This is a genomic window from Caulobacter sp. GW456-12-1-14-TSB4, from assembly GCF_059424195.1.
In genome coordinates this window covers 1-12,600 of sequence record NZ_JBWKZF010000040.1, presented here as the reverse complement: position 1 = coordinate 12,600, position 12,600 = coordinate 1, and the positions used below count along the sequence as shown (strand labels likewise).

Sequence of the window (12,600 nt, the reverse complement as noted above, 5' to 3'; positions counted from 1 at the left end):
TCAAGTCATCGTCTGATCCAGGTTCCGCGCCCCACCGGGCGCGGTTGTTGCTGTCGCGTGCGTCGAAGCCGGTCGCCGCCCCGATCCCGAGGCGTCGAACCGCAACCGATCGGAGACATCGCAATGCCCCTTACCGATATCCTGGCGTCTCAACGTATCAATCCCGTCCTGGCCGATCATCTGGCCGATTTCCTCAAGCCGGTGCTGCGGCTGAACACGGTGGTCGAGATCCTGGTGGTGGTCGACACGGCCATCTCCACGGTCCCGGGCGGCGGCTTCGGCGTCGGTCGGGTCATCGAACTGATCCGGGCCTCGGGCGTCGGCTGCATGCGCTTCCGCGTCGACATCGCCCTGCGCAACGGCTCGGCGCCGGCCGTCGTGGCCTCGCCCACGCCTTACGGCCCCAAGTACACGGGCTTCCGCTTCGACATGGCCAGTGGCGGGACGCACGTTATCGACCACTACGAGCAGATCTGGTGCTTCGGCTTCGATCCCGACAATTTCGGCGGGCCGGACTCCAATATCGACGCCCATCCGACGGCCGCCACCAATACCGAGCTGGCCTATCTGGCCAGTTGGATGGAGACCAAGAAGGGCGGGCTGTTCGCCACCGGCGACCACGACTATCTGGGCGCCTCGATGTGCCACAAGATCCCGCGCATCTGCTCGATGCGGCGCTGGACCAACGCCGACGGCGTGCCGCCGATCGACACCCCCGACCGCATCGACACGCTGCGGCCGCCGTCGCCCGCCTACGAGCCGGGCTGGCCCGGCGGACCGCTCGCCTTGGACAACACCGGCAACCAGGGCGACCTGACGCCCCAGCCGATCCAGTGGACGCCCTGGCAGACGCACCGGATCGGGGCCTTCATCCAGAAGACGCGCCCGCATCCCGTGCTGTGCCATCCCACCCTGGGGCCGATCAACATCATGCCCGATCACGGACATGAGGGCCTGTGCCACGACACCGGAACCGTCGATCTGGCGGCCACCTACAATTTCGGCGGCGGGCCCAAGCGGGAATATCCGGACGCCACGGGCGGCGGCGCCACGCCCGGACCGTTGGTCATCGCCTACGGCTCGACCCTGGGATCGCCGCCCTACGTCTTCACCAAGCACGAACAGCCGGCCCGGCCCAAATTCCCGATGATCAGCGTCTATGACGGCCATGCCGCGGGCGTCGGACGGGTGGCCACCGACTCGACCTGGCACCACTGGTTCGACGTCAATATCGACGACTTCCGCGCGGCGGGCGGCGTCGATTGGGACAAGATCAGCCGCTACTACATCAATCTGGCCGTCTGGCTCAGCCCGCCCGGCTACACGACGCGCTGCCTCTATTTCACGACCTTCATCAGCCACTTCCAGTATCCCGGCTTCCAGGAATATTCGCCGCGCGTGTCGACGCTGGACATGGGCCGCGTGCTGCGGAAGTGGATCGTCAGGACCTATGGCCCCTGCTGGATCACCCAGGTGATCTTCGACCTGCTGGACGAGCTGCGCTTCCCCTATCGCGAGCTGGAGAAGCTGTGGCCGCACGAGCCGTGGCCGTGCCTGACCTGTCCGCCGTTCGAGCTGATCGAGGATATGATCCTGGGCGGGCTGGTGCGCGCCAGCCTCGACGACGCCGATCGGATCAAGAAGGCGGTCTCGGCCGGCAAGCGGGTCGAGCCACTGAGGGCCCAGGCGCTGGAGGACATCATGCTGCCCGGCGTCGGGCCGGCGCTGGCCGAGCTGTCCGAGGCGCTGAGCAAGGAAGGCAGCCGCATGGCGCCCGTCCTGGACGGGGTGGGGCGCTATGCGGCGGCCTTCAGGGACATCAAGCGCGGCTAGGCCGCCTTCACGGCCGAGACGATCGATTTGACGACCTTCTTCACCAGAGCCGGGTCGTCGCCCTCGGCCATGATGCGGATCAGCGGTTCGGTGCCGGACGCGCGCACGACGATGCGGCCGGCGCCGTTCAGCTGGGCTTCGCCATCGGCGATGGCTTCCTTGACGCTCTTGGCTTCCAGCGGCTTGCCGCCGGCGAAGCGGACGTTTTCCAAGAGCTGCGGCACGGGCTCGAACTGACGGCCCAGGGCGCTCATCGGCTTGCCGGTCTGGATCATCACCGCCAGCACCTGCAGGGCGGCGATCAGGCCGTCACCGGTGGTCGAGAAGTCCGACAGGATCAGGTGGCCCGACTGCTCGCCGCCGACATTGAAGCCGCCTTCGCGCATGCGCTGCATGACGTAGCGGTCGCCGACGGCGGTGCGCTCCAGGGTCAGGCCCAGGCCGTTCAGCTGGCGCTCGAGGCCCAGGTTCGACATCACCGTGGCCACGACGCCGCCGCCCTTCAGGGTCCCGGCGCTGGCCAGGGCCGAGGCGATGATGGCCATGATCTGGTCGCCGTCGACGACCACGCCCTTCTCGTCGCAGATCACCAGGCGGTCGGCGTCGCCGTCGAGCGCGATGCCGATGTCGGCGCGGTACTCGCGGACCATCTTGGCCATGGTCTCGGGATGGGTCGAGCCGCACTCGGCGTTGATGTTGGTGCCGTTCGGGGCGACCCCGACCGTGAACACCTCGGCGCCCAGCTCATAGAGCGCCTCGGGAGCCACCTTGTAGGCCGCGCCATGGGCGCAATCGATGACGATGCGCAGGCCCGACAGGTTCAGGTGGCGCGGGAAGGTCGCCTTGACGATCTCGATATAGCGGGCCTGGGCGTCGTCGATCCGCTTGACGCGGCCCAGCTCACGAGGCTCGGCCAGGCCCTCCTGCAGACCCTCGTCCATCAGGGCCTCGATCTTGAGCTCCTGGGCGTCGGAGAGCTTGTAGCCGTCCGGGCCGAACAGCTTGATGCCGTTGTCGGCGAAATTGTTGTGGCTGGCCGAGATCATGATCCCGAGGTCGGCGCGCATCGAGCGGGTCATCATGGCGACGGCCGGCGTGGGCAGTGGGCCAAAAAGTCGCACGTCCATGCCGACGCTGGTCAGGCCGGCCACCAAAGCGGGCTCGATCATGTAGCCCGACAGTCGGGTGTCCTTGCCGATCACCACCAGGTGGCGGCGCTCGTCCTGCGAGCGGAACAGCTTGCCGGCGGCGAGGCCGACGCGCAGGGCGACCTCGGCGGTCATGGGGTGCTTGTTGGCTTGGCCCCGGATGCCGTCGGTGCCGAAATAGGCGCGCTTGCTCATGGTCTTCGTCTGGTCTCTTTAGGGCCGTGCTTCGGACGCGAAACGATCCGAAATGCAGATTTACGGGAGGGGATGTTTAGCCGGTGCTAAAGGCCGCTCTCGAAATCCTCGCGTGGATAGGGATAGTCCTGTCGACGCGTTCTACAAGGGATCATGGCCCATGTGCGGCATTATCGGCATCGTCGGAAAACAACCCGTCGCCGAGCGTCTGATCGAGAGCCTCAAGCGGCTCGAATATCGGGGCTACGACTCGGCGGGCATCGCCGGGGTCGTGGGGAGCAAGGTCGAGCGCCGCCGGGCCAAGGGCAAGATCAAAGCCCTGGAAGCCGTGGTCGCCGAGGATCCGCTGATCGCCGAGACCGGCATCGGCCATACCCGCTGGGCCACCCACGGCGCGCCGAACGTCCAGAACGCCCACCCGCACACCGCCGGCCGCGTCACCCTGGTCCACAACGGCATCATCGAGAACTTCGCCGAGCTGAAGGCCGAGCTGGCCGCCGCCGGCCGCACGTTCTCCAGCGACACCGACACCGAGGTCATCGCCCACCTGATCGACGCCGAGCTGGCCACCGGCCTGCCGCCGCTGGACGCCTTCAAGGCCACGCTGGACCGCCTGACCGGCGCCTACGCCCTGGCCGTGCTGATCGAGGGCGAGAACGACCTGATCCTGGGCGCGCGTCGCGGCAGCCCGCTGGTGGTCGGCGAAGGCCAGGGCGAGATGTTCCTGGGCTCGGACGCGCTCGCGGTGGGTCCCTTCACCAACCGCGTCGTCTATCTGGACGAGGGCGACTACGTGGCCCTGGACCACGACAGCTACCGGATCTTCGACGCCACCGGCGCGGCCGTGATCCGTCCGGTCCGCGTGGTGCCGACCTCGGCGGTGATGCTGGAGAAGGGCAACTATCGGCACTTCATGGAGAAGGAGATCCATGACCAGCCCGAGGGCTGCCAGCGCACGATCGCGGCCTATGTCGACACCCTGGCTTCGAAGGCGTCGGTGCCGGGCGACATCGACTTCGCCAAGTTGGAGCGCATCCAGATCGTGGCCTGCGGCACGTCCTATATCGCCGGCGTCGTGGGCAAGTACCTGATCGAGCAGCTGGCCGACCTGCCGGTCGATGTCGAGATCGCCTCGGAGTTCCGCTACCGCCAGCCGGCCCTGCGACCGGGCTCGCTGGTCATCGCCATGTCGCAGTCGGGCGAGACCGCCGACACCCTGGCGGCCCTGCGCTACTGCAAGGCCAAGGGCATGAAGAGCGCCGTGGTCGTGAACGCCCAGGAGTCCACGATGGCCCGCGAGGTCGACGTGGTCTGGCCGATCCACTGTGGTCCCGAGATCGGTGTGGCCTCGACCAAGGCCTTCACCGCCCAGGTCAGCGTGATGATCTCGCTGGCCATCGCCGCCGCCGCGGCGCGCGGGACCATCGACGCGACCGAGGAGCAGCGCCTGGTCAAGGTGCTGCTGGAAGCTCCCCGCCTGATCGCCGAGGCCATCGGCCTGGAAGACGCCATCAAGGAGATCGCCGCCGACGTCGCCAAGGCGCGGGACGTGCTCTATCTGGGCCGCGGCCCGATGTCGGCCCTGGCCCTGGAAGGCGCGCTGAAGCTGAAGGAGATCAGCTACATCCACGCCGAGGGCTACGCCGCCGGCGAGCTGAAGCACGGCCCGATCGCCCTCGTGGACGACCAGACCCCCATCGTCATCCTGGCCCCGCACGACAGCTATTTCGAGAAGTCCGCCTCGAACATGAGCGAGGTCATGGCCCGCGGCGGGCAGGTGATCTTCATCACCGACACCGAAGGCGTGAAGCACGCGCCGGCGGGGGCCAAGGTGGTGGTCACGGCGCCGGCCAGCGACCCGCTGGTCTCGACCCTGGTGATGTCGGCCCCGATCCAGCTGCTGGCCTACCACGTGGCGGTGGTGAAGGGCGCGGATGTGGACCAGCCGCGGAACTTGGCGAAGTCGGTGACGGTGGAATAACGCCAACCGTTCCGCCCTAAACCAAACTCCGCTCATCCCCGCGAAAGCGGGGACCCAAGCCGACTTTCCGGTTGCGAGATCGGGTGATATAAGTTCATGATATGTTCCATGATGCGAGAGCAATCATGGACAAGATGTTCTGTGTCTACCTGCTGGCCAGCAGGCCATACGGCACACTGTACTGCGGCCACACCGATGACCTTGCTCGCCGCATCTGGGAGCATCAACAGAAGCTCCGTAAAGGCTTCGCATCTAAGTACGGTGTGGATCGGCTCGTTTGGTACGAGATGGGCGAGACGCGGGAGGCCGCGTTCATCCGCGAGCGCCAGATCAAGAAATGGAACCGCGCATGGAAGATCCAGCTGATCGAGGCGCTGAACCCCACGTGGTCCGACCTGTCCGAGACCCTGAACTGCTGAGCACTATTCCGCCAGCGCAGCTTGGGTCCCCCGCTTTCGCGGGGATGAGCGGGGTTTTTGGTATCAGGTCTGGTTCAGCGCCGAATTCTTCCGCGAATACCCGAAGTAGATCGCGCAAGCGGCCGCGACCCACACCGCGAACAGCGCCCACGTATCCAGCGGCAGTCCCACGATCAGGTATCCGCAGAACGCCACGCTGAGCACCGGCACCACCGGATACAGCGGCACGCGATACCCGCGCGGCAAATCCGGCTGCGTCCGCCGCAGGATGATCACCCCCAGCGACACGATGGCGAAGGCGATCAGCGTGCCCATGCTGGTCAGGTTCACCAGCACGTCCAGCGGCACGAACGCCGCCAGCACCGCGATGAAGGCGGCGACAATGTAGGTGTTGAGGTCCGGGCTGCGGGTCTTCGGATGCAGGCGCTGGAACACCTTGGGCAGCAGGCCGTCGCGGCTCATGGCGTAGAGGATCCGCGTCTGGCCGTACATGACCACGAGCGTGATCGAGAAGATCGAGACGATCGCCCCGACGCACAGGATCAGCGAGGTCCAGGCCTGGCCCGTCAGGTTGCGCAGGATCACCGCCAGCCCGGCTTCCTGGCCCTTGAATTCCGTCCAGGGCTGGGCCCCGACGGCGGCCAGGGCGACCAGGATGTAGACGGCCGTGACGATCAGCAAGCTGAGCACGATGCCCAGCGGCAGGGTCTTGCGCGGGTCCTTGACCTCCTCGCCGGCCGTCGAGACCGCGTCGATGCCGATATACGAGAAGAAGATCGACGAGGCCGCCGCGCCCACGCCCGCCACGCCCATCGGCATGAACGGCGTCAGGTTGCCGGCATGGAAGCCGCTGAAGGCGATGACCACGAAGAACAGCAGGACCAGCAGCTTCAGCACCACCAGGATGGCGTTGATGGTCGTCGACTCCTTCACGCCGCGCAGCAGCAGCACCATGCAGGCCCCGACCAGCACCACGGCCGGCAGGTTGAACACCCCGCCCGCGCCAGGAGCCTTGGCGATGGCGTCGGGCATCTTCACCCCGATCAGGTCGACCAGCATCTCGTTCAGGTACTGGCCCCAGCCGACCGCGATCGCCGAGGCCGAGACGGCGTATTCCAGCAGCAGGCACGCGCCGACGATGAAGGCGACGAACTCGCCCAGGGTCGCGTAGGCGTAGGAGTACGAGGAGCCCGAAACCGGGATGGTCGAGGCCAGCTCGGCGTAGCACAGGGCGGTCAGGGCGGCCGTGATGCCCGCCAGCACGAACGACAGGATCACCGCCGGACCGGCGGCGGGCACGGCCGTGGTCAGGGCCACGAAGATGCCGGTGCCGATGGTGGCGCCGACGCCCAGCATGGTCAGCTGGAACAGGCCGATGGTCCGCGGCAGGCTTTCGGGCGGATGCTCGCCCTCGATCTGGACGACGGGCTTGCGGCGCAGGAGGTCGGCGGCGCGGAACGGGGCCATGGCGGCTCCTTGCAAATCAAGGCGGCGCTATAGCCTCATCGACCCAACCTTGTCATCCCGGCCGCAGCGAAGCGGAGAGCCGGGACCCAGGGGCAACGGCACTGCGTCGGCCCCTGGGTCCCGGACAAGCGCTACGCGCTTTCCGGGATGACAAGGTGGGGAGATGTGTTGGGAGTCACCCGGCCGCCTTCAGCATGTAGTCCCGCGTCAGCGGCGCGGCGTCGCGCTTCTTGGCCAGCTGGATCTGGAAGACCATGTGGCCGCCGTGGCGGAAGCCCAATTCCGCGCCGGCCAGATAGAACTCCCACATCCGCCGGAAGCGGGCGTCGAACATGGTCGGGATGTCCGGATTGGCCATGAACCGCTCACGCCAGATGCGGCAGGTCTCGGCATAGTGCAGGCGGAGGATCTCGACGTCGGTGATCCACAGGCCGGCCTGCTCGATCGCCGTGACGATCTCCGACAGGCCGGGGATATAGCCGCCGGGGAAGATGTATTTCTGGGTGAAGGCGTTGGTCGCGCCCGGCCCGTGCATCTTGCCGATCGAGTGGACCAAAGCCACGCCGTCCTCGTCCAGCAGCTTGGCGATGGTCTCGAAATAGGTGCGGAAGTTCGGCGCGCCGACGTGTTCCAGCATGCCGACCGAGACGATGCGGTCGAATTTCTCGTCGAGGTCGCGATAGTCGGTCAGGCGGAAGTCGGTCTTGTCGGCCAGGCCCGCCTTCTCGGCGCGCTCCTTGGCCAGGGCCAGCTGCTCGGTCGACAGGGTCACGCCCGTCATCTGGGCCCCGAAGTCCTTGGCCAGGGTCATGGACAGACCGCCCCAGCCCGAACCGATGTCCAGCGTCTTCATGCCGGGCTGGATCAGCAGCTTGCGGCCGATCAGGGCTTTCTTGGCTTCCTGGGCCTCTTCCAGCGTCATGTCCGGACGCTCGAAATAGGCGCAGGAGTACTGCATGTCGGTGTCGAGGAACCGGCGGTAGAGGTCGTTCGACAGGTCGTAGTGGTGCGAGACGTTCTTGCGCGAAGCCACGCGGTCGTTGACCTGCTGGATGCGCCGCTTCAGCGCCTTGCGGAAGCGGGTCAGGGCCGAGCCGCGCTTGGGTTTACGCCCGCCGCTCTCGCCGACGATGGTCAGCAACTGGTCGATCGTCCCCTGTTCGAAGACGATGTCGCCTTCCATGTAGCCTTCGCCCAGGCCGAGGCTGGGATTGGCCAGCCGGCGCAGGCCCCGGGCGTTGATGCGGATCGCCACGGGCGGTCCCGTGCCGTCCCCGGCCTTGATGACCCGACCTCCCGGCAGGTGCGCCGTGAAATCGCCGGTCTTGATCATTTTGGAGAGCAGGGCTTCGATCATGGGGACCAACTTAAGCACAAGTTCGGCCGCGACAACCTGCCGCACATGTCTGTCATGGGGAGGAAAGCACATGTCGATCGAGATGACGCCGATCGGGCGGGTTGAAGGCGGCCGGGCGGTCCCTGAGGATGACGACTGGGGTCAGAGCCTGGCGTGCATCGTGCTGGACCCGGCGCGCTTCGACGACGAGGCGCTGATGGGGCTGGAAACCTTCAGCCACGCCGAGGTGGTCTATGTCTTCGACAAGGTCACCGACGACCAGATCGTCACCGGCGCGCGCCACCCGCGCGGCAACAAGGACTGGCCGCGCATCGGCATCTTCGCCCAGCGCGGCAAGAACCGGCCCAACCGCATCGGGGTCACGATCTGCGAGATCATCGCGGTCGATGGCCGGGTGCTGGAGGTCAAGGGCCTGGACGCCATCGACGGCACGCCGGTGCTGGACATCAAGCCGGTGATGAGCGGCTTCTCCCCGCGCGGGCGTCACCGCGAGCCGGCCTGGGCGCGCGAGATCATGGAGAAGTACTGGTGAAGCACGGCCTCGTCGTCTCCAGGGCCGGCGCCGACGAAGCGCCGATCGTCGCCAACCTGATGCAGTTCTACATCCACGACTTCTCGGAGCTGTGGTTCGATCGCGAGGTCGAGGGTGAGCTGGAACCGGATGGGCGCTTCTCCGGCTATCCGGGCCTGGAGACCTACTGGACCGACCCGATGCGCGAGGCGTGGCTGTTCCGGATCAACGGCCTGCCGGTCGGCTTCGCCCTCGTCAACGACGTGGCCCATTCGCGCAGCCCCATCGACCGGGCGGTGGCCGAGTTCTTCGTGGCCCGCAAGCATCGCCGGCGCGGGGTTGGGCTGGCCGCCGCCCACGCCCTGTTCGGCACGGCCTGGGGCGTCTGGGAGGCCGCCGTGGTCCGCCGCAACGTCGGGGCCCTGAGCTTCTGGCGTCGCGCGGCGGCCAGCTATCCGGGCGTCCGCGATCTGGTCGAGGAGGACCACGACGACACCCTGTGGAACGGGGGGATCCTGCGGTTCCGGGTCGGCTAAGGCGGCGGGTTGCCAGACCGGCCGCAACTCTATCTAAAGGTGAGCGACGAAGGCGGTCATGACCTTGTGGTGGGGGCGGACTTGGCGAACTTTTCCGTAGGCCCGGGATACACCTTCGATTTTTCACAGCTGTTCGCGGCGGGCCCTCCCGTGCCGCGACCCGACGTCCATACGTCCACCCGGTTCGAGATCGACGACGGCGGTCTGCGCGGGGTTTTCCTCGGAACAGACCTGACCTACGCCGCGAATGGCTACCCGATGACCGGCTCGGTGACGGAGCTGACGATCTACGACGGAAGCGCCATCGCCGCGCGGTTCACTGAGATATCTGCAAACGCGATCCTGCTCGGCGAACTCCTGGTGTCGGGGAGCTACGCGGGGATCGTGGCCTATTTCCTCACGGGCGACGACACCATCGTGGGCGGCGACGGCGGCGATGTCCTTCGCGGCTTTCGGGGAAACGACGTCATCAACGCCGGGGCGGGCGACGACATCATCTACGGCGAAAACGGAAACGACACGATCAATGGCGGGGCCGGGACCGACACCGTCGTCTACGACGCGGCCTTCACCAACTTCGCGCTGTCCTTGAACGCCGGCGAGTGGACCATCGCCGACCGTCGATCGGACGGCCTGGGCGCGGACAAGGTCCGAGGCGTCGAGAAGATCCAGTTCGCGGACAAAACCCTGGATCTCCAGTTCATCGACGTCCCGACGCTGATCGCGGTCAAGAGCGTCCTGCGGTCCAGCACGTCCAACGAGTTGCCCTATCTGGTCGCGGCGGGCGTCAAGAGCGCGAGCGCGGCCAAGGCCGAGATCTTCGACGCCGCCATCGCCACCACCACGGTGGCGACGCTCAGCTATCAGTTCTTCACCGGCAAGCTGCCCAGCCAGGCGGGGTTCGACTATCTGGTCTCGGCGACGGGCCCGAACGCCAGCAACCTCAACAGCGCCTACTACCAGAGCTTCAATCTGGAGAACCGCTACATCAATTTCGCGGTCAATCTGGGCAAGGTCGGCGAGGGCAAGGACGCCTTCGCGGCCAAGTACGCGGCGCTCAGCCTCTTCGATGCGACGCGCGAGGCGTACAAGACCATCTTCGGTGGGACCCCGACCGACGCCAAGCTTCATGCCCTGGTCGACGGCCGTGCGGACTATTTCGGCAGCTATGGCGGCGATGGCGTGGGCGGGATCGGGACCAAGGCCGCCATGGTCGGCTGGCTGCTGGCCGAGGCGGCCAAGTCCGATCTAGGCCTCTACGCGAAGTCGAACGACAATTTCCTGGTCGGCCTGGCCGGCAACGCCGGCAACATCTTCGAGGTCAGCCTCGTGGGCCACTTCGGAGCGACCGAGTACAACTACGCCGGCTAGAGCTTGCGCAGCTCGGGGCAGGCGTTGGGTTCGGCGGTCCAGCTGATGCTGGCGACCTTCCAGGCCCCGTCGGCCTTCACCAGCGTGAAGACGTCGATGCCGCAGTGGATGGTCTTGCCGTCCTTGCTGACCTCGTAGGGGGCGGTGACCGTGGCCATCGGGCCGCGGCGGATGATGACGGGCGACCACATCCATTCCTTGATGCCGGGATCCAGGTGCTTGCCGAAGCTGTCCTCGAAGGCGACCCGGTTGATCTTGACCATGCCGTCGGCGCCGGTGCGCACGCCCATGAACTGGGCGTTGGGCAGGGTCACCGCGCGCAGGGCTTCGGGACTGGTCTTCTCCATGCCGTCGAAGAAGGCCTGGGCCGTGGCCAGCACGGCCTTGTCCTCGGCATCGGCGGACGGCGGCGGCGCGGCGCCTTGAGCCAGAGCGGCGGCGAGCATCAGGGCGGCGAAGGGCATGGCGGATCCTAGTCGTCGTCGGACAGGCGCGTCAGGAACGCTTGCGCCGCTTCCTTGTGGCGGGGTTTCAGGGTCTTGCCGAGGATGGCCACCAGGGCCGCGAACACGGCGGCGTCATCGGTGAAGCCGATGGCCGGCAGGATGTCGGGGATGGCGTCGGTCGGCAGCACGAAATAGGCCAGGGCCGCGAAGATCATGCCCTTGGCCGCCGTCGGGGTCTCGGGATCGCGGGCGGCCCACCAGACCGACAGGGCGTCGGCCGCGAAGGGGACCTTGGCGGCGACCTTGCGGATCTTGGGTAGGAAGCCCTTTTGGACCCGCTCCTCGTTGACGCGCACCGTGACGGGCGCGAGCGCCTTCTTCGGATCCAGCACCTCGTTGACGTTTACGTCGGGGGACGGTTTGGCGTCGCGGCTCATCGGTTTAAACCCTCACTCAAAGCCGATCCTAAACGCAAAGCCCTCCAAAAGCGAAGAACAGGGAAACGTCCATGAAACTCGACAACACCGTCGCCGCCGTCGTCACCGGGGGCGCTTCGGGCCTCGGCGAAGCCACCGCCCGCGCGCTCGCCGCCCAAGGCGTCAAGGTCGCCATCTTCGACATGAACGAGACCCGTGGCGAGGAAGTCGCCAAGGAGATCGGCGGCGTGTTCTGCAAGGTCAACGTGACCAGCGACGCCGATGTCGACGCCGGCTTCGAGAAGGCTCGCGCCGCCCACGGCCAGGAGCGGGTGCTGGTCAACTGCGCCGGCACCGGCAACGCGGCCAAGACCGCCAGCCGCGACAAGACCACCGGCGAGACCAAGCACTTCCCGCTCGACGCCTTCGACCGCATCATCCAGATCAACCTGGTCGGCACGTTCCGCTGCATCGCCAAGTCGGCCAAGGGCATGCTGGACCTGGCGCCGCTGGAAGACGGCGAGCGCGGCGCGATCGTCAACACCGCCTCTGTGGCGGCCGAGGACGGCCAGATGGGCCAGGCGGCCTATTCGGCCAGCAAGGGCGGCGTCGTCGGCATGACCCTGCCGATCGCCCGCGACCTGATGGGCGAGGGCATCCGCGTCAACACCATCCTGCCGGGCATCTTCAACACCCCGCTGATGAACGGCGCGCCGGAAGCGGTGAAGGCGGGTCTGGCCGCCTCGGTGCCGTTCCCCAAGCGCCTGGGCAATCCGGAAGAGTACGCCCAACTGGCGGTGACCATGATCACCAACGGCTACTTCAACGGCGAGGACGTGCGTCTCGACGGCGGCATCCGCATGGCGCCGCGCTAGGCAATAAAAAGCCCTCCTCCTGGATGGGGGAGGGTTGGGTGGGGG

General features: G+C 66.9%; 13 protein-coding genes. 8 read left to right on the top strand and 5 right to left on the bottom strand.

Annotated features, from left to right (window positions below):
* Window positions 1-123: 123 nt before the first annotated feature.
* The gene (locus AC07YH_RS24430) at window positions 124-1,833 is read left to right on the top strand and encodes a hypothetical protein (protein WP_494749499.1); all 1,710 of its coding nucleotides are present in this window, start codon (window positions 124-126) and stop codon (window positions 1,831-1,833) included.
* Here the strand turns inward: AC07YH_RS24430 and glmM are convergent.
* The gene (glmM, locus tag AC07YH_RS24425) at window positions 1,830-3,176 is read right to left on the bottom strand and encodes a phosphoglucosamine mutase (protein WP_494749498.1); all 1,347 of its coding nucleotides are present in this window, start codon (window positions 3,174-3,176) and stop codon (window positions 1,830-1,832) included. The genes AC07YH_RS24430 and glmM overlap by 4 nt on opposite strands.
* Before the next feature lie 160 nt (window positions 3,177-3,336).
* On the opposite strand from glmM, the gene glmS reads away from it, so the two are divergent.
* Entirely contained in the window at window positions 3,337-5,157 is a 1,821-nt protein-coding gene (glmS, locus tag AC07YH_RS24420; RefSeq protein WP_494749497.1) for a glutamine--fructose-6-phosphate transaminase (isomerizing), read from the top strand.
* 125 nt (window positions 5,158-5,282) lie between these two features.
* Window positions 5,283-5,576, top strand: coding sequence for a GIY-YIG nuclease family protein (locus tag AC07YH_RS24415; RefSeq protein WP_494749496.1), 294 nt, complete (start codon window positions 5,283-5,285; stop codon window positions 5,574-5,576).
* Window positions 5,577-5,639: 63 nt separating this feature from the next.
* Here the strand turns inward: AC07YH_RS24415 and AC07YH_RS24410 are convergent, their stop codons facing one another.
* Window positions 5,640-7,043 carry an amino acid permease gene (locus AC07YH_RS24410; RefSeq protein ID WP_494749495.1) on the bottom strand — a complete coding sequence of 468 codons (1,404 nt, stop codon included), beginning with the start codon at window positions 7,041-7,043 and terminating at the stop codon, window positions 5,640-5,642.
* Between the two features lie 29 nt (window positions 7,044-7,072).
* Between AC07YH_RS24410 and AC07YH_RS24405 the strand changes: the two genes are divergently transcribed.
* On the top strand, window positions 7,073-7,243 hold the full coding sequence (locus tag AC07YH_RS24405) for a hypothetical protein (RefSeq protein WP_494749520.1): 171 nt from the start codon (window positions 7,073-7,075) through the stop codon (window positions 7,241-7,243).
* Here AC07YH_RS24405 and AC07YH_RS24400 read toward each other — a convergent pair.
* Window positions 7,219-8,400, bottom strand: a complete 1,182-nt coding sequence (locus AC07YH_RS24400; RefSeq protein WP_494749494.1) for a class I SAM-dependent methyltransferase — start codon at window positions 8,398-8,400, stop codon at window positions 7,219-7,221. The genes AC07YH_RS24405 and AC07YH_RS24400 overlap by 25 nt on opposite strands.
* Before the next feature lie 70 nt (window positions 8,401-8,470).
* Between AC07YH_RS24400 and AC07YH_RS24395 the strand changes: the two genes are divergently transcribed.
* The 3 genes from AC07YH_RS24395 to AC07YH_RS24385 all read left to right on the top strand — a co-directional run bounded on the left by AC07YH_RS24395 (window position 8,471) and on the right by AC07YH_RS24385 (window position 10,818).
* Complete coding sequence (locus tag AC07YH_RS24395; protein WP_494749493.1) at window positions 8,471-8,932, top strand: SAM-dependent methyltransferase; 462 nt, start codon at window positions 8,471-8,473, stop codon at window positions 8,930-8,932.
* Entirely contained in the window at window positions 8,929-9,447 is a 519-nt protein-coding gene (locus AC07YH_RS24390) for a GNAT family N-acetyltransferase (protein WP_494749492.1), read from the top strand. Before AC07YH_RS24395 ends, AC07YH_RS24390 begins: the two co-directional genes overlap by 4 nt.
* A 150-nt stretch (window positions 9,448-9,597) precedes the next feature.
* On the top strand, window positions 9,598-10,818 hold the full coding sequence (locus AC07YH_RS24385) for a hypothetical protein (RefSeq protein WP_494749491.1): 1,221 nt from the start codon (window positions 9,598-9,600) through the stop codon (window positions 10,816-10,818).
* Here AC07YH_RS24385 and AC07YH_RS24380 read toward each other — a convergent pair.
* Both AC07YH_RS24380 and AC07YH_RS24375 read right to left on the bottom strand, forming a co-directional pair.
* Window positions 10,815-11,282, bottom strand: coding sequence for a nuclear transport factor 2 family protein (locus AC07YH_RS24380; RefSeq protein ID WP_494749490.1), 468 nt, complete (start codon window positions 11,280-11,282; stop codon window positions 10,815-10,817). The two genes, AC07YH_RS24385 and AC07YH_RS24380, sit on opposite strands and share 4 nt — an antisense overlap.
* An 8-nt stretch (window positions 11,283-11,290) precedes the next feature.
* Complete coding sequence (locus tag AC07YH_RS24375; protein ID WP_494749489.1) at window positions 11,291-11,701, bottom strand: YkvA family protein; 411 nt, start codon at window positions 11,699-11,701, stop codon at window positions 11,291-11,293.
* A gap of 71 nt (window positions 11,702-11,772) precedes the next feature.
* Here AC07YH_RS24375 and AC07YH_RS24370 point away from each other — a divergent pair, with 71 nt between their 5' ends.
* Complete coding sequence (locus AC07YH_RS24370; RefSeq protein ID WP_494749488.1) at window positions 11,773-12,555, top strand: SDR family NAD(P)-dependent oxidoreductase; 783 nt, start codon at window positions 11,773-11,775, stop codon at window positions 12,553-12,555.
* Window positions 12,556-12,600: the final 45 nt, after the last annotated feature.